We start from the raw sequence: 16797 nt of genomic DNA, 5'->3' as shown, positions 1-16797 counted from the left end.
CAACCATTATGAAAAAAGGACTAATTGCATTAATCGTTATTGCCGTAATAGCATTCGGACTATACCAGTGGGGCGTTGGTTTCAACAACACTGCAGTTGCATTAAAAGAAACATCTACAAAGACTTGGGCAAATGTAGAAAGTGCCTACCAGCGTAGAAACGACTTAATCGGTAATCTTGTAAAAACAGTACAAGGCGCTGCAGACTTTGAAAGAGGTACATTAACAGATGTTATCGAAGCTAGAGCAAAAGCAACCTCAGTTAGTATTGACCCTACTAATATTACACCAGAGCAATTAGCACAATTCAACCAAGCGCAAAGCGGATTGAGTGGTGCATTAAGCAAATTATTGGTAACCGTAGAACGCTACCCTGACTTAAAATCTAATCAGAACTTTTTAGAGCTACAATCACAATTAGAAGGTACAGAGAATAGAATTAATGTAGCAAGAGATAGATTTAACGCTACCGTTGAGCCTTACAATCTTCACATTAAAAAATTCCCGAATTCTATTTTAGCAGGCATATTCAACTTTGGAGAACTTGCTTACTACAAAGCAGATTCAGGCTCAGAAAATGCACCAGACGTAGATTTTGATTTTGATTAATAACCTATGTCAAGAGTAGAAGATTTTTTATCGGAAACAGAAGAGCAAGAGGTAGTAGAGGCTATTCTTAAGGCGGAAAAGAATACTTCTGGCGAAATCAGAGTACATATTGAAGGGCACACTCGTAAAAATCATTATGAGCGCGCTAAAGAGGTTTTCCATTTATTAAAAATGGAAAACACCAAACAAGAAAACGGAGTCTTGATCTATGTGGCTGTAACTGACAAAAAATTTGTCATTTGTGGCGACAAAGGCATCGACAACGTGGTACCTAAAGACTTTTGGCAAACTACTAGAAATAGCATTCAAACACATTTTGAAAAAGGAGCGTTTAAAGACGGACTCGTTGCTGGCTTACTAAAAGCTGGCGAAGAATTAAATAGTCATTTTCCTTGGCAATCAGATGACACCAACGAATTAAGCAATGAGATATCTAAAGGTTAGCCTTGTAATTCTTTTTCTTTGGTGCACTCCGTCATGGAGTCAGTTTGAAATACCCGAAAAGCCGGCATTAGAAACTAGTGTTTACGATTACACCAACCTTCTTAGCGATCAACAAAAAAAGGCTTTAAGTCAAAAATTAGTTCGCTATTCCGATAGTACCTCAACGCAAATAGTGGTTACTATTATTGCTAGCACTAATGGCGAGAATATTAATTACCTCGGCGCTAATTGGGGTCAGAAATGGGGAATCGGACAAGAAGGAAAGGACAATGGTATTCTCATTATTCTAGCCGAAAACGACAAAAAGGTAGCTATTAGCACCGGATACGGAGTAGAAGGTTCTTTAACCGATGCCCTTTCCAAACGAATTATTGAAAATGTAATTCTACCTGAATTTAGAGTCGGAGATTATTACGCAGGTCTAGATAAAGGATCAGATGTCATCTTTCAAGTTTTAACCGGTGAATTTCAGGAAGACAGAACTTTTGGTGATAATGATGGCACTCCATTTTCATCTCTTTTACCATTTATCATTTTTATCGTAATTCTTTTCATTCTTTGGAGCCGCAAAAATGACGATAATGGCAATAATGGCGGCAAGAGACGTGGCGGATTAAGTCCGTGGGATATGATTATTCTTAGCAACATGGGACGCTCAAGCGGTTCTAGCGGCGGGTTCGGCAGCGGTGGAGGCGGAAGCTTCGGTGGAGGCGGATTCGGAGGAGGTTTCGGCGGCGGCGGCTTCGGCGGCGGCGGTGCTTCTGGTGGTTGGTAGCCTTTTTACTAGACGAGTTATTTCATTTCTTTTACCTAAAATATTTAATTTAAGCTAGAAACTGTTCCCCTCTTGGGAAGGGTTAGGGGTGGGTTCTTGTTTGTGAGTTTGTTGCAATCTTCATCATCGAAGCACCCACCCCTTTATCCCCTCCCAAGAGGGGAGGATTGCGTTTATTGTTGCGAGATTGTTGATGGTTGATAGCTATGTATCTACAAGTATCACTTAGTCTATTTTATCTAAAATACTTAATTCAAGTCAAAATCTGTTCCCCTCTAGGGAGGGGTTAGGGGTGGGTTCTTGTTTGTGAGTTTGTTACAATATTCATCATCACAGCACCCACCCCTCTGTCCCCTCCCAAGAGGGGAGGATTGCGTTTATTGTTGCGAGATTGTTGGATGCCGAGATTAATGTTTCTACAAGTATCACTTAGCCTGTTTTATCTAAAATACTTAATTCAAGCCAGAATCTGTTCCCCTCCTGAGAGGGGTTAGGGGTGGGTTCTTACTTGTGAGTTTGTTGCAATATTCATCATCGAAGCACCCACCCCTTTATCTCCTCCCAGGAGGGGAGAATTACATTTTTTGTTGCGGGATTATTGGATAAAGAGAGCAATGCTTCTATAAGTGTTGCTTCGTCAGTTTTATCTAAAATACTTAATTCAAATCAGAATCTGTTCCCCTCTTGGGAGGGGCTAGGGGTGGGTCCTAGGTTGTAAATTTGTTACAATATTCATCATCACAGCTCCCACCCCTTTATACCATCCCAAGGGAAGGATTACGTTTTTGGTTAATTAAAACTCAAAAAAAAAAAAAAATGACCAAATAATTCTGCTTCGCAAAATATTTGATCATTTTTTTATTTTCTATAATTGGAAGATTAGAATATAAAATTCTATTTCTTTCTCATAAATACCGTAATCGGCACCCCAGTGAAATCATACTCCTCACGTATCTTATTTTCTAAATAACGCTTGTAAGGCTCTCGTACATATTGTGGCAGGTTACAAAAGAACGCAAACTGCGGATACGGAGTTGGTAATTGTGTACAGAATTTAATTTTAACGAATTTACCTTTATAAGCTGGCGGCGGATAATGTTCTATTATTGGCAACATCGTTTCATTGAACTTACGGGTAATAATCTTTTTATTACGATTATTGTACACCTCAACAGCGGTTTCAATTGCTTTAAAAATACGTTGTTTAGTAAGTACAGAAACAAAAAGTATTGGCACATCTGTAAATGGCTCAATAGCTTTTTTAATTTTCTCAGTGTAATGCTTTATAGTATTGGTTTCTTTGTCATCAACCAAATCCCATTTATTAACAAGAATAACAATCCCTTTATGGTTACGTTGAGCTAGCCAGAAGATATTCTCTACCTGACCATCAAAACCTCTTGTTGCATCTAATAACAAAATACAAACATCGCAATGTTCAATTGCCCTTACGGAACGCATTACTGAATAAAATTCTAAATCTTCCTTAACCTTAGCCTTACGACGAATACCAGCGGTATCTACCAGGTTAAATTCAAATCCGAATCTATTATACTTGGTATCAATACTATCTCTCGTTGTACCAGCTATATCAGTTACAATATATCGATCTTCACCGATAAGCGCATTTATAAAAGATGACTTACCTGCGTTAGGCCTACCAACAACGGCAAATCTTGGTAATTCACTTTTTTCTTCAATTACGTCTGGTAACTTATCCACCAAATCATCTAGTAACTCACCTGTACCACCACCATTTATACTGGATAATGTATAGAATTCACCAAGACCTAATGAATAAAACTCAACAGCATCTTCTGCTCTTTTAGCATTATCTACTTTATTGACCGCTAAAAAAACTGGTTTTTTAACACGTCTTAATAACTTAGCTACATCTTCATCCATACCGGTTACACCAGTCTCTACATCTACCATAAAAATTATAGCATCTGCCTCTTCAATCGCTAGTTCTACTTGCTTATCAATTTCTTTTTCAAAAACGTCGTCACTACCAACAACATATCCACCGGTATCAATAATTGAAAACTCTTTTCCGTTCCAATCACTTTTACCATAGTGGCGATCACGAGTAACACCGCTAACGGCATCAACAATAGCCTCGCGTCTTTGAATTAATCTATTAAAAAATGTTGATTTCCCTACATTAGGTCTCCCTACAATGGCAACAATAGCACCCATAGCTTAAATTTGGGGCAAAGGTAGTATTTAAAGTGGCAATTACACTATAAGTTAAATAGAGAGATTTGATTGAACATCATCAAAACTTCCTAATTTATAAAATTGTTGTTTTTTAGGTGTAGATAAATAAGGTTCTCCGGCGGATCTTTTACGAACAATTCTGGCAGGTGAGCCATATGCAACAATGTTATCTCCAAAATGATCTACAACAAGGGAACCCGCTCCAATCACCGAATGTTCACCAATCTCAATACCATTAACTATTGAAGTTCCTATACAAATTGAAGTGAAACTGCCCAATATCACATTACCTCCACAACAAGAAGAAGGAGCTAAACTTGAATAACTACTCATAACGCAATCATGTTCAAGAATAGAATTTGAATTCAAAATACAAAAGTCATGAACAATAGAATTTGCATTGACTATTGCACCTGGCATAAATACATTACCACAACCTAAGAGAACATCTTTTCCAAGAATAGCTTTGGGATGAATGGTATTTATAAAATTAAAATCGGGTACTATCTTAGAAATTTTATCAACTATAAGTTTTCTCGTCCAATTATCACCTATAGCTACAATACCACCCTTGATATTAAATCGATTTATTAAATAAGGTAAATCTATTTCAGTACCTAAAACTTGATACCCATTAATTCTGGTACCTTTTTCCTTAAATGAATCTACAAAACCGATAACATTATACCTACCCTCTTTTTCTAAACAATCCAAGACAACACTACCATGACCTGAGGCTCCAAAAATAATCACATTTTGCATTTCATCGGGGATTTTGCACACTTAATCGATAAATCAAAAATAGACTATTCTTATCTAAAAGAAGAATTAAAACTTAAATTGAGGTGATAATAATTTGAAAAAGTCAATAAACAAAGGCGAAAGAATCCAATCGCCTGACAACTAGCCACTCCTAGAATAAGAAATTTAATGACTGAATTAAATAATAAAATATAATTTTAGCTTAGTCCATCAATTGACTACTTATTATACCCAAAGCGTTTCAATTGACGTGAATCACTACGCCAGTTTTTATTCACTTTTACATATAATTCTATATGGACTTGCTTGCCAAAGAATTTTTCTAAATCTTTTCTCGATTCTACACCTACTTTTTTTAATGCAGCTCCTTTATGACCTATGATAATCCCCTTTTGAGAATCTCGTTCAACCATAATTACCGAACGCATACGAATAATGTCTTCGTCTTCAAAAAACTCTTCGGTTTCTATCTCAACTGCATACGGAATTTCCTTTTTGTAATTCAATAGGATTTTCTCGCGGATAGTTTCATTTACAAAGAAACGTTCTGGCTTATCTGTTAATTGATCTTTAGGATAATATGCAGGTGACATTGGCAACAATTCTATAATGCGCTCAAAAACACCTTTTACATTAAAATTGGATAATGCAGAAATAGGATGCAACTCTACACTTGGCAACATTTCTTGCCAATATTGAACTTGCTCTTCTAACAACTCTTGCGTAGCAGTATCTACTTTATTCAAAAGCAATAAAACAGGAATCTTGCTATTCTTTATTTTCTCAAAAAATGCTTCATCTTTTAACGCCTTCTCGCCTATCTCTACCATATACAATAGCACATCGGCATCTTCAAAAGCAGATTTTACAAAATCCATCATACTACTTTGAAGCTGATATGCTGGTTTAATAATACCTGGAGTATCAGAAAGAATCATTTGAAAATCATCCCCATTTACAATTCCTAAAATACGGTGTCTAGTTGTTTGAGCCTTTGATGTAATTATGGATAATTTTTCACCCACAAAAGCATTCATCAACGTTGATTTACCAACATTAGGATTACCAATAATATTTACGAAGCCTGCCTTATGATCTGCCATCCTTATACTTTAATATATATTTCTTCAATTCCACATTTACCTTTGGAGCCAACAAAAGTACGGCAATCATATTGGGTATCACCATTAGTGCATAAGACAAATCAATTAAATTCTTCACCAACTCTAATGATGCCACTGCTGCAAAGACAATCATAATTACAAAATACCAGTTATAAAACTTACCAATTTTAGCATTTGTCAAGAAAGACAATGATTTTACACCGTAATAAGAATAGGTAAACAAGGTAGATAATGCAAAGGCTGTTACAATAACCATTAGCAATACATCTCCCCAACCAAACAATGTTCTTTCGAATGCAGATAACGTCATTACTATACCACTAGAATCTTCTAAATAAGCTCCACTTAATATGATAACGATTGCCGTAAACGTACATACCAATATGGTATCGATAAACGGACCTAGCATAGCCACCAGTCCTTCGCGAATAGGTTCATCATTTTTAGATTGCCCATGATACATTGGCGCACTACCCAAACCAGCCTCGTTAGAAAACATAGCCCTACGAACCCCAATAATCACAAGTCCCCAAAACCCGCCTGTAGCCAACGATTTGAAATTCCATGCTTCTGTAATTATCATTTTTAAGGCTGGTAGTATCTGTTCAGAATTCAGTACCATTACCGCAATAACGGCTATTAAGTATACAGCTACCATAAACGGAACTACTGCAGATGCCACTTTTGCTATTTTAGTCAATCCTCCAAAAATCACGAAAGATGTTATTATAGCCAAAACAAGACCAATGGTCCATTTCCAATTTTCATCGCTCATATCCATTATGGTAGTACCGGGATCAACAACACTCATAAATGTCTCAGTAAACTGATTGGCAGTGAAAACACCTAAAAATCCGAATAGCCCACAAACTGCAAAAAATATAGCTAACGGCCGAGCTTTTTCACCTAGTCCTTTTGTTATGTAATACATAGGTCCACCCTGCATCTTACCCTCAGAATCTGTACCACGGTACATAATTGACAGACTACACGAATAAAATTTTATACACATACCTATTAAAGCAGTCATCCAAATCCAGAAAACCACCCCTGGACCACCATCATGTATTGCGATGGCAACTCCTGATATATTACCTAAACCGACCGTAGCGGCAACCGCTGCCGATAAAGCCTGAAAAGAACTTACATCTCCTTTTGAGTCTTTATTATCATATTTACCCGCTGTAATTGCGATTGCATGACCGAAAAAACGATAAGGCATTAGTTTTGAATAAAAAACAAGAAAGAGTCCGCCCCCTATTAATAATAGGAACATTGGCCACTCTGTATACGGTAGTGCGCTGGCTATAAAGTCGTTAATTGTATCCATAGAATTGTAAAAAACCGAAGTTATGGATTTAATGTTTTTTAAAAGATAATGCCCTCAAAAAATATTATTTAAATAAGTTTTGAATATAGAGAAAATGTGTTGTATATTTGCAGCCCGTTACAAATAGTAGCGCACCTTTATCTCGTCAGCTTAATGACCTGAAGTCGCAAGACAAGTGAGATAAAAACCCATATCGCGGGGTAGAGCAGTAGGTAGCTCGTCGGGCTCATAACCCGAAGGTCGCTGGTTCGAGTCCAGTCCCCGCTACTAAGTTTAAAGTATTCAAAAACAACGGTTTAGTTTTCGCTAAACCGTTTTTTTATGCCTAATTTTAAGGAATTAGTTACCTTTGAATACGAAAATGAATACGAAAGTGCATACGATTTGTCTGTAAAGAGAAACTTCTCCATCCCTAAAATATATTCTGCCAACGGCGATTTACAAAAACGCTGGTATGTCTATTTTTCTTTTCGTGATCCTAAAAGTGGGAAATTGAAGCGGCAGACTCCTTTCTACGGAGATGCAAATAAATACAAGAACAAGGAAGATCGAATGTCCGTATTGGTCATTTACAGAAAAGTTTTATTAAGACTACTTAATAAAGGCTATAATCCATATTCCGATAATCTAGAACTGCACCAGAGTTTAACATCAAAAAACAATGTTGCCAATAATTTAAATTTACCAGATAAAGTTTTACCGAAATCTGAACTCATATCGGAAAAACCAAAAATGACGGTTCAAGAGGGATTTAATTTTGGAATCAAGCTTAAAGAAAAATTGGTTAGCCCTAGTACTAAAAGAGATTATGAAAGTAAAATAAAGAATTTTTCAAAATGGCTTTCAGTAAATCACGCTGAAATAAAGTTCATATCTCAATTAAATAAAAAACTTGTCTCAGAATTCTTAAATGATGTTTTGGACAGAAATAGTGCACGAACAAGAAATAATGACAAAACTGACCTAAGTAGCATTATACAAGTACTTGTCGATAATGAAATCATAGAACAAAATTTCGTAAAGAAAATACCTAAACTAAAATCTACACCAGAACGTAATAAAACATATTCCCAGAATATTCAAGAGGAAATTTTTGAATATTTAGAAGTTCAAGACCCAATTCTATTACTCTACATTAAATTTATCTCTTATAACTTTTTACGACCAATAGAAGTCTGCCGACTTAGAGTAAAAGATATTGATATAAAAAATAGACGAATACAATTTAAAGCAAAAAATAGCCCATTAAAAACCAAAATTATACCAGAGCTATTATGGAACGATTTGCCAGACCTCACGAAATTTGATAAAGAAGCTGTTCTATTTACACCTAACAAAATAGGTGGAACCTGGGACACGTTGGTAGATAACAGGCGAGACTATTTTAGTAAACGCTTTAGAAAAATTGTTAAGCAACATTTTAAATTAGGTATAAACTATGGCCTTTATAGCTTTAGACACACTTACATTACAAAAGTTTATAGAGCCTTGATGAAGGACTCCTCCCCTTTTGAAGCTAAAAGTAAGTTGATGTTGATAACGGGTCACTCTTCCATGACCGCCTTAGAAAAGTATTTAAGGGATATAGACGCAGAACTACCAGAAGATTATTCAACAATGTTAAAGAATGTACATGAATAATACGCCTTTGGAAATATTATATAAGAACCTGATTTCAAGGGTATGGGAAGAGCTATTATTTTTCATCCCTGACAATGAAATTTCAAATGATTTCTTAGAAAATAACGAAGAAATAGAATTTGAAAAATTTCGTAGTAAGATTATAGTTATAGATTATTACAAGGGACCTACACTCTACGAAACAGATAGAGATAATAACTTGATAACACTTAAAGACAGTACATTAAAAAAAAGTACTCGTCAATTATTAAATGCAAAAGCAAATTTCAATGAACAGGAATTCAGTTACATTTTAGAACTATATTATGAGCAAGTTGAGTGCTTATATTTTATTACAAATTGGCTGAATAAAAATATAACTCAAGTACTTCCACAACAAGACAGTATTCTAGGTTTGTTTAAACTTCAGCACAATTACTACAAGTCACATTTTGAAACAATTCTAAAACAGTTTTATCCCGATATGCAATCTTTGCCAAAGGGTAATTTTAATATCGGAAAATCGTTAGAGTCTTCTTTACCACATTTATCTAAACTTTTTTATAGTAGGGATAAGCAAAATGTAATACCTGAAGTTTCAGATTTACAAGAAGTTCGGCATGAAAACTTACCCACTTCGACAAATAAGAAAACACAGCGCAGCAAAAATAAAAAACTACCTCTTATTTCTGATTCTGAGGCAGAAACGATTTTATTACAGCGTATTTTTAATATTGATTCAAAATTACTTTAATAAATTATGCGTAAATTAAACGTTTAATTTACGCATAATTATGAAAAAAACTGAAATCTGCAAGTATTGTGGTGGTGGCTATGTTCCAAAAAGGAGAGGAGCACAAAAGTTTTGTAGCAACTCTTGCCGAAGTTTGAACTGGAAAAATAATCAAACGATTAAAGAACTGAAGGCGCCAGTTGTAAACTCTATTGACGACAAACCTGTTTTAGCAGAAAACCCAAGTTTACAAGAAAAAATGTCTTTAGCAGGAATTGGAAATGCTGCCGCAGGAGCTGCTATTGCAGAAATAGCAAAAAACATTATTACTCCAAATGCAAACAAACCTGCTACTAAAAAAGATATTGAAGATTTAAAAATGTTCTTTAATGCACGCTATTTACAAATAAAGAATTTAAGAAAAGATGCGAATGGCAGATTGCCGTATTACGACGTACAAACCGGTAATCTTCTTTATTTTTAATAAATCATTTCAAACTATGATTGTAAATTATAGTTTGAAAAAAACTTTGAAATATTCTTGTACAAGAATGATACCCTTCGCTGAATATGTGAATTCGGATTAAAAAATAAGGCACTCAAACTTAACAGATATTTACTGTGCTCGTAGCCCCTTGGCTTTTAGGTTAAACTAATATGCTTTTATTATATCAAAAGTTCCATTAAATTTTGCCATTTCTTGTTCTTCCCAATCTTTTTGTAATTCTTCTGGATCGAACCATTGCGGTTCTGTATGGGTCTTACTCCAGTTTTGAGCCTCTAAAACCATTTGCTTTAACTGCTCTGGGTGTTCTTTACTTAGGTCATTACTCTCACCTAAGTCGTTTTCAATATTAAAGAGCTTCCATGCGTTTTCATTTGTCTTTAGTGCTTTCCATTCATTCTGTCTTACACCAACATCGCTATACCCTTCTCTATGTCTTAAAACAAATACAGGCTCATCTCTTCTCGGGTTGCTACCACTAAGTAAATCTTGCCAAATATCTTTACCATCTAATTTTTTATCTTTTGGAACAGAAGTGTTAGCCAATGTCGCAAATGTAGGATAGAAATCTAAAGCAGAAACAGGATAATCAAACTTCTGACCTGCTGCAATTGTACCTGGCCAATGAAAAAACATTGGCACGCGGTAACCACCTTCGCATGTACTGCCTTTTCCTTCTCTTAAAGGGTAATTATTTGCGCCTTTAGAAAGTTTGCCTCCATTATCACTTAAGAATACGATAAGTGTATTATCAAACTCTTTTTTAGCCTTCAGTGCTTTTACTAATTCACCAACTCCTCTATCAACTGCATATACCATGGCGGCATAGGTTCTTCTGTCTTTATCTTCAATATGCTTAAACAACTCTAAATCTTCTGCTTTTGCTTCAAGAGGTACGTGTGGTGCATTATATGCCAAATACAAAAAGAAAGGATTCTCATCGGTACTGGAAGCTTTTACAAAGTCGACCGCTTTTCTAGATAGCTCATCGGTTAGATATTCTGTCGGGTTTTCTACATTTACCCCATTATGCTCTAAAGGTTTTAGGTAATCGAAAATAACCTCTTGTCCTGCTGCTTTTTGCTTATTATAGGTTGCTGTATATTCCTCTGGAAAATACTTATGACCACCACCTAAAAATCCATAAAAATCATCAAAACCTCTTTTATTCGGATGATAGTCGGCTACTGCACCTAAATGCCATTTGCCAATTGCCCCTGTTCTATAACCGGCATTTTGTAGCATTTTACTCATGAAAGTTTCTTGTAGCGGTATACCCTTACCTATATTTACTTCACTATTGGCAGGTAAATTAAATTGCGAGCCAATGGTATGTGGGTATCTACCGGTCAACAATGCCGCCCTACTCGGACCACAAAATGGATGAGCAACATAACCAGAAGTTGCAATTGTACCGTTAGATGCCAGTTCGTCTAATTGCGGAGTAGTAATGTCTTTTGAGCCATTAAAACCCACATCAGCATACCCTAAATCATCTGCTACGATCAGTATAATATTTGGTCTTTTACCTGTTTGAACCAATTGGGCAACGTCATCTTTTTTGACTTCTTTACAGCTATTACCTAAGATTAATAAAGAAAGACCGATTGCGAAGCTGAAGATATATTTTTTCATGATTTTAAATTATTAATTAAGTCTCGCCATATTACCTTGCCAACCTTTATTAAATTGAGTCAAGAGCTCTTTAACCACTTTAGGGTTATCGTTTGCTATATTAACTGTTTCTGTAGGGTCATTTTTGTGATCATACAGTTCAAAAAATACGGGTTCAGATTCTTTGTCGGTATAATCTTTCCAGACGGTAAAACGATAGTCGGCCGTTCTCATAGAATACCCCATTAATCTATTTTCAAAAAGGTCTCTATTCCATTTATCACCTTGTTGTAGCTTAATTTTTTCCTCAACTTCTTCTAACAAAGGTCCAAAAGATGTTTCTCTCATTCCTTTAGATAAAGGGTTAGCAGCCCATTCTCGTAGTGCCGGACTAGGAAACTGGGTAAATGCAGCTTCTTTCCATTTTCTGTTGGGATCAGTCAGTAAAGGCTTAAAACTTTGCCCCTCTAAAGTCTCAGGAATTGACACTCCTGCCAGATCACATAATGTTGGGTACATGTCTACTAATTCGACCAAAGCATTGGTTTTGGTTCCCCTTACAGTTTCTGGCATGTTAGGTGTTGATACAATTAGCGGAACTCGCGTAGCTATTTCATAGTTTGTCGCTTTACCCCAAATACCCATATCACCCAAATGCCAGCCATGATCGCTCCACAGCATAATAATGGTATCATCTCTTAAACCAGCCTCGTCTAAAGCTGTCAACATTTTCCCTATTTGTGCATCTACGTAACTTACCGTAGCCAAATAAGCGCGTTTTAAATTTTTAGCCTGTTCTTCGTCAATATCACCATAATTAGGAATGTCTGCCCTGGCACGTAATTCGAACGAAGCATGAAGACCCATTGCTGCACCATCTTTTGGACCATCATGCTGATCTGTCATTTGTAAATCTTTACCCTCATACAAATCCCAATATTTCTTTGGTGCTATCCATTCTAAATGAGGTTTTAAAAACCCAAGTCCCAAGAAAAAGGGCTTATCATTTTTCGCCATTTCTTTCATGGTCTCAATCGCCAACTCGGTATTATGCCCATCTTCATAGGTATTATCTGGTGCGTCGGCAAATTCATAAGCTGGACCTTTACCTAAACCATTTCTTGGTGCATTTTCACCATATTTCGCAATGACCTCAGCTCGATTTTTCTTGAACATCTCTTGATTTTCAGGAAGCACATACCCTCTAACCCTATTGGGCACAGGGGCAACATTGGGTCCTGAATATGCTTTTCTACTCCACGAGAGCTCTTCGTCTGTATAACCAGGGTGAAATATTTTACCCGCATAAACGGTCTCATAACCTTCTGTGCGTAGGTGTTGTGGTAGGGTTACAATATCTGGATTCAGGTCTCTGAAATATGAAAAATTCTCGATTACCTTAATAGTTTCTGGTCGTGCCCCTGTCATTACACTAGCTCTAGAGGGGCTACATATGGCTTCTTGACAATAGGCATTATTAAATAACAGCCCTTGAGCTGCAAGTGCATCCATATTCGGGGTTATCGCAACTTCTGACCCATAGGCTCCTAATTCTGGACGAAGGTCATCTATGGCGATAAATAGAATATTCGGTTTCTTACTAGGTTCATCTATTGATTTTTCTACTTGAGCTTTACAGCTAAAGAGAAGAATATTTAATAAAATAAAAAAGGTTATTCTTTTCATATTATAGCTTTTAGATTTTTAAACTTTATTTTTTATTTCTTACCAATGAACACCTTCGTATTCATTTGAAAATTTTCACTGACACTTTCGCCATTACTCCAGGTTACTTTTACCTTTAAAGGACTAGAACACGTACCTAAACCAAAGTGCATGTATTTGTTGAAAGATGAAGAATAAGTCGAACCCGTAGTCCCTACTCTTTTTATCTGTTTGTTTTTACAGCTACTAACATTTACTAGAGCGCCTACCGCAGTTGCTTTACCTGAAGGAGAATCACCTACCGCTATTGTTACGAAATTCTTATTGGAGTTAGAGCTTGGGGTGTTTTCGAACAAGTGCCATTTACCGCGTTCATTACCGACTACCACATCAACATCACCATCTAAGTCATAGTCCAATACCTCTACCGCCATACCCATCGAACCTATATCTTTTGTTGAAATACCATGATGAAGCAATTGCTTAAATGTAGAATTACCTTGATTTAAATACAAAATGGCGTTATTCTCATAAACCAATTCTCCTCTACGCATCATTACTATATCTTGAAGCCCGTCATTATCAAAATCGGCAACCGAAACACCTACAGTATGATCTTCTAGTAAAAGGTTTGCTTTTTTAGTGACATCGATATACTTTCCATTTCTATTTTCTAACAAAACAACAGTCAAGCCTTTTGAATGTTCGTATTCGGGGTATTCTTTGACACCGATTACAGTACCAGTAGTGGGTGACGGAGTACTACCAGCGATTCGCCAACTATCATTACCCACATACCCCACGTGTATACCACCTTCTGCTTTTAAAACATCAGGGAAACCTAACGCATTACTATTTACCAAACGCATGTCTTTACCTGAATGTGTTTCGCCAAGAAATTCATATTGGTACGCAGATTCACCTATATAATAAGCATCATTGAATGGCCATTGCGACTGAAAATTATTCATATTCAACACATCACCAACTAGTAAATCATTAAACTGAAAATCGCCTCTTTTGGTAAAGAACCCCCATGTTTCGGTTTCCTTATTGAAAAATGTTTCACCGATTTCAAATTCTTTACCCCTTGTCATAATAAGATCAAAATCTCCATCATTATCAAAATCGATCTCACTTATTGCAGTCACATCTTCTATCTCAAAAGGAAATAGATTAGACTCTTCATTATAGGTCAAATCACCATTACCCATATAGATTTTAACCTTATTATGACCGTATAAGAGTATATCTATAATACCATCATCATTAATATCTGTTAAAGCAGTTTTTTGACCATTTACCTTAATCGCAGGCAAAGTAGCTTTTAAAAGAAGTTGACCCTGAGCATCATTTTCATAAATATAATTCTCTGTTTGTCCTTTTTTTTCTTTGGATGGAAAAGCGAAATTCAACAGGTCCAAATCCCCATCTTTATCTCCATCATAAAATTTTAAGGTTCTACCTCTCATCATTTCAAACGGAACAGTAAAATCTGGCATGGCAACAAATTCTCGTTGCTTGGTAACTTTATACATTTTTGAATTACGAGCATTACTACCAGATCCTCCTCCTCTAGACAACACCATTTCATTGACACCATCAAAGTCAAAATCACCAACGGCAACACCATGTAGATCACCCATGATAACATCATAGGGCTTTGAGAATTGACCATTGTCATTCCAACAAACACTAATGCCTAGACCATGATCATTAAGAATTAAATCTGGATACCCATCATTATCTAAATCTGCAACCACAGGGGCGTCCCATTTTCTAAGATTCACTTCTTTTCTAGGAAAATCTTCAAAAGCTTCTTTAAAAATAGATGCTGTATTAGACTTCTCTTGAGACCATCCATTTAAGCTAAACACTAAATAGACAAGGGTATAAAGCCATAGTGAGCCAAAAAATATATTTTTGTTTATTTTCATTTATTGACGGGTCTAATTGAAATATCATCAATGAAAAATTTTGCTGCCTTAGTCTTGGGCAAATCTTCTTTTAGTATCTCTATCTTGAATTGATCTTTGTCGTTAGAGTTTATGTCTTTACGTATTTTCTTCTCAATTAATATCCATTGGCGTCTTTGCAAACCTTCTAGACTTATAGGGAAATCAATTTTGGGGTTTTGAAGGGATAAATTAATTTTATTAGGAATGCGTCCCTGATCTAACCAAATTTTTAACGACAACACATATTCCCCAGCAGGAATATCAATTGCTCCTTCAGGCGAGAGAATCGCTACTTTTTCTGATTCTAGTTCTTCATTTTTTCCGTACCCCTTAAACTTTAAACTGTTTACGCCAGATGCATAATCACCATGAACAATTTGTAAATATTTTGAAGATGGCTCATCAATCAACCAAAATTTCTGGTACTCATTTGGCTTCGAATCTTCGGGCACCATCTTTAATGGTCTTTCATTTTCTTCGAACAAGACAGGTCCTTCAAAACCATAAAATGCCGGTTGTAACAAATTGTCATTTGGTTTTTGCCAAACCCTCATATATTCAATTTCAAAGTCTACCGGTAATTCTTTCTTGTCTGGAAGCCCTAACCATTTAAATATTTCAGAATCTAACCAGACTTCCATTGGGTTATTCAGTACCCAATCTGTACCCATCTCATCTTGCGTAAAGTGCTTAACTAATTTTCCGTCGATATAAAGCTTAAGGTAGTCCAAACCCCATTCTGCCCCATATACATGAAAATCATCGGCAGTTCTAAACGGTAATTGCTCTACATGATTAAAAACTTTGGTTGGTCGTACAGCAGGCGGACTCCAGTCATGTGCGGTCGCCAAATAACTGTTCGCTTTAATATTACCATCAATTTTGGGGTTGCCCATAAGTTCATAAACATCTAGCTCTTGCTCATAGCCAATTGCCCAAAATGCACCTGTAATAGCAGCGTTTCCAACTTTAGAACTTACCTCCATGTAGCCATGAAGAAATCTTTTTTTTGTGATTACCCCTGCAGTAGTGATTGGTAAAGGTTTGTTCTCAAATTCACCATATTTATCGTTATTACTACCATCTGCATAATTCTCGTTAGCAAAATTAAAGTCTGGTTCCCATTGGGTTCTCAACTTTAATTTTCCATCTTCAACAGTTACATTATGCGGTGCAAATTGCGATGGCGCTCTACCTTTCCAGATATAATATTCATCATTTTGACCTTCTACAAACCATTTATCGCTATCTATTTCAACACCCTCGAATTCGTCGCTCAACTCTTCGTTCAATACCCAACCACCTTCGTTCGTTGGATCCGATGCCGGTAAACTATTAGTATTCTGTGAATGAAGGCTTCCCGTAAGAAAACCCATTATCAAAAAAACAGTCAGTCTTAATTCTATACTATGTTTTGTAATTATGTAGCTCATATTCAT

The 16797-nt window shown here is 36.1% G+C and carries 14 protein-coding genes and 1 tRNA gene; 7 read left to right on the top strand and 8 right to left on the bottom strand.

Features of this window, described 5'->3' with window-relative positions:
• The first annotated feature begins 8 nt into the window (after positions 1 to 8).
• From QSV08_RS19855 to QSV08_RS19845, 3 genes are read left to right on the top strand one after another with little or no spacing between them, the layout of a single operon-like run.
• Positions 9 to 608, top strand: coding sequence for a LemA family protein (locus QSV08_RS19855; RefSeq protein WP_073240363.1), 600 nt, complete (start codon positions 9 to 11; stop codon positions 606 to 608).
• 6 nt (positions 609 to 614) lie between these two features.
• Positions 615 to 1052 (top strand): TPM domain-containing protein, encoded by a 438-nt coding sequence (locus QSV08_RS19850; RefSeq protein ID WP_324025435.1) that lies wholly within the window; start codon positions 615 to 617, stop codon positions 1050 to 1052.
• Entirely contained in the window at positions 1033 to 1827 is a 795-nt protein-coding gene (locus tag QSV08_RS19845) for a TPM domain-containing protein (RefSeq protein WP_324025434.1), read from the top strand. Before QSV08_RS19850 ends, QSV08_RS19845 begins: the two co-directional genes overlap by 20 nt.
• A gap of 894 nt (positions 1828 to 2721) precedes the next feature.
• Here the strand turns inward: QSV08_RS19845 and der are convergent.
• From der to QSV08_RS19825, 4 genes are all read right to left on the bottom strand, one after another.
• Entirely contained in the window at positions 2722 to 4026 is a 1305-nt protein-coding gene (gene der / locus QSV08_RS19840) for a ribosome biogenesis GTPase Der (protein ID WP_324025433.1), read from the bottom strand.
• Between the two features lie 51 nt (positions 4027 to 4077).
• A complete protein-coding gene (locus QSV08_RS19835) occupies positions 4078 to 4809 on the bottom strand; it encodes a NeuD/PglB/VioB family sugar acetyltransferase (RefSeq protein ID WP_324025432.1) in 732 nt (243 codons plus the stop codon).
• 218 nt (positions 4810 to 5027) lie between these two features.
• Complete coding sequence (era, locus tag QSV08_RS19830) at positions 5028 to 5912, bottom strand: GTPase Era (protein ID WP_324025431.1); 885 nt, start codon at positions 5910 to 5912, stop codon at positions 5028 to 5030.
• Positions 5899 to 7263: an alanine/glycine:cation symporter family protein gene (locus QSV08_RS19825; RefSeq protein WP_324025430.1), complete on the bottom strand. Its 1365-nt coding sequence runs from the start codon at positions 7261 to 7263 to the stop codon at positions 5899 to 5901. The genes era and QSV08_RS19825 overlap by 14 nt, the downstream gene beginning before the upstream one ends.
• Positions 7264 to 7457: 194 nt before the next feature.
• On the opposite strand from QSV08_RS19825, the gene QSV08_RS19820 reads away from it, so the two are divergent.
• The 4 genes from QSV08_RS19820 to QSV08_RS19805 all read left to right on the top strand — a co-directional run bounded on the left by QSV08_RS19820 (position 7458) and on the right by QSV08_RS19805 (position 10100).
• Positions 7458 to 7530 (top strand) — tRNA-Met (locus QSV08_RS19820).
• Between the two features lie 54 nt (positions 7531 to 7584).
• Entirely contained in the window at positions 7585 to 8904 is a 1320-nt protein-coding gene (locus QSV08_RS19815; protein WP_324025429.1) for a tyrosine-type recombinase/integrase, read from the top strand.
• Entirely contained in the window at positions 8897 to 9637 is a 741-nt protein-coding gene (locus tag QSV08_RS19810) for a hypothetical protein (RefSeq protein WP_324025428.1), read from the top strand. The genes QSV08_RS19815 and QSV08_RS19810 overlap by 8 nt, the downstream gene beginning before the upstream one ends.
• A 40-nt stretch (positions 9638 to 9677) precedes the next feature.
• The gene (locus QSV08_RS19805) at positions 9678 to 10100 is read left to right on the top strand and encodes a hypothetical protein (RefSeq protein WP_324025427.1); all 423 of its coding nucleotides are present in this window, start codon (positions 9678 to 9680) and stop codon (positions 10098 to 10100) included.
• A gap of 168 nt (positions 10101 to 10268) precedes the next feature.
• Here the strand turns inward: QSV08_RS19805 and QSV08_RS19800 are convergent, their stop codons facing one another.
• Genes QSV08_RS19800 through QSV08_RS19785 form a run of 4 tightly spaced genes read right to left on the bottom strand, consistent with a single transcriptional unit; the run spans position 10269 to position 16791 of the window.
• Complete coding sequence (locus QSV08_RS19800; RefSeq protein ID WP_324025426.1) at positions 10269 to 11756, bottom strand: sulfatase-like hydrolase/transferase; 1488 nt, start codon at positions 11754 to 11756, stop codon at positions 10269 to 10271.
• Between the two features lie 12 nt (positions 11757 to 11768).
• Positions 11769 to 13421, bottom strand: a complete 1653-nt coding sequence (locus QSV08_RS19795; protein ID WP_324025425.1) for a sulfatase — start codon at positions 13419 to 13421, stop codon at positions 11769 to 11771.
• Between the two features lie 32 nt (positions 13422 to 13453).
• Positions 13454 to 15337, bottom strand: coding sequence for a CRTAC1 family protein (locus tag QSV08_RS19790; protein WP_324025424.1), 1884 nt, complete (start codon positions 15335 to 15337; stop codon positions 13454 to 13456).
• On the bottom strand, positions 15334 to 16791 hold the full coding sequence (locus tag QSV08_RS19785; RefSeq protein ID WP_324025423.1) for a family 16 glycosylhydrolase: 1458 nt from the start codon (positions 16789 to 16791) through the stop codon (positions 15334 to 15336). The genes QSV08_RS19790 and QSV08_RS19785 overlap by 4 nt, the downstream gene beginning before the upstream one ends.
• Positions 16792 to 16797 lie beyond the last annotated feature (6 nt).

The sequence above is a fragment of the Maribacter sp. BPC-D8 genome (assembly GCF_035207705.1).
Lineage (GTDB): Bacteria > Bacteroidota > Bacteroidia > Flavobacteriales > Flavobacteriaceae > Maribacter.
The sequence above is the reverse complement of the archived record's forward strand: the minus strand, read 5'-3'. Positions and strand labels throughout refer to the sequence as shown.

Bases quoted from the DNA above. Each gene is read 5' to 3' on its own strand.
- QSV08_RS19825 (WP_324025430.1), bottom strand. From the start codon at position 7,263: ATGGATACAATTAACGACTTTATAGCCAGCGCACTACCGTATACAGAG.
- QSV08_RS19800 (WP_324025426.1), bottom strand. From the start codon at position 11,756: ATGAAAAAATATATCTTCAGCTTCGCAATCGGTCTTTCTTTATTAATC.
- QSV08_RS19785 (WP_324025423.1), bottom strand. From the start codon at position 16,791: ATGAGCTACATAATTACAAAACATAGTATAGAATTAAGACTGACTGTT.
- QSV08_RS19795 (WP_324025425.1), bottom strand. From the start codon at position 13,421: ATGAAAAGAATAACCTTTTTTATTTTATTAAATATTCTTCTCTTTAGC.
- QSV08_RS19815 (WP_324025429.1), top strand. From the start codon at position 7,585: ATGCCTAATTTTAAGGAATTAGTTACCTTTGAATACGAAAATGAATAC.
- QSV08_RS19790 (WP_324025424.1), bottom strand. From the start codon at position 15,337: ATGAAAATAAACAAAAATATATTTTTTGGCTCACTATGGCTTTATACC.
- der (WP_324025433.1), bottom strand. From the start codon at position 4,026: ATGGGTGCTATTGTTGCCATTGTAGGGAGACCTAATGTAGGGAAATCA.
- QSV08_RS19845 (WP_324025434.1), top strand. From the start codon at position 1,033: ATGAGATATCTAAAGGTTAGCCTTGTAATTCTTTTTCTTTGGTGCACT.
- QSV08_RS19835 (WP_324025432.1), bottom strand. From the start codon at position 4,809: ATGCAAAATGTGATTATTTTTGGAGCCTCAGGTCATGGTAGTGTTGTC.
- QSV08_RS19850 (WP_324025435.1), top strand. From the start codon at position 615: ATGTCAAGAGTAGAAGATTTTTTATCGGAAACAGAAGAGCAAGAGGTA.
- QSV08_RS19855 (WP_073240363.1), top strand. From the start codon at position 9: ATGAAAAAAGGACTAATTGCATTAATCGTTATTGCCGTAATAGCATTC.
- QSV08_RS19805 (WP_324025427.1), top strand. From the start codon at position 9,678: ATGAAAAAAACTGAAATCTGCAAGTATTGTGGTGGTGGCTATGTTCCA.
- QSV08_RS19810 (WP_324025428.1), top strand. From the start codon at position 8,897: ATGAATAATACGCCTTTGGAAATATTATATAAGAACCTGATTTCAAGG.
- era (WP_324025431.1), bottom strand. From the start codon at position 5,912: ATGGCAGATCATAAGGCAGGCTTCGTAAATATTATTGGTAATCCTAAT.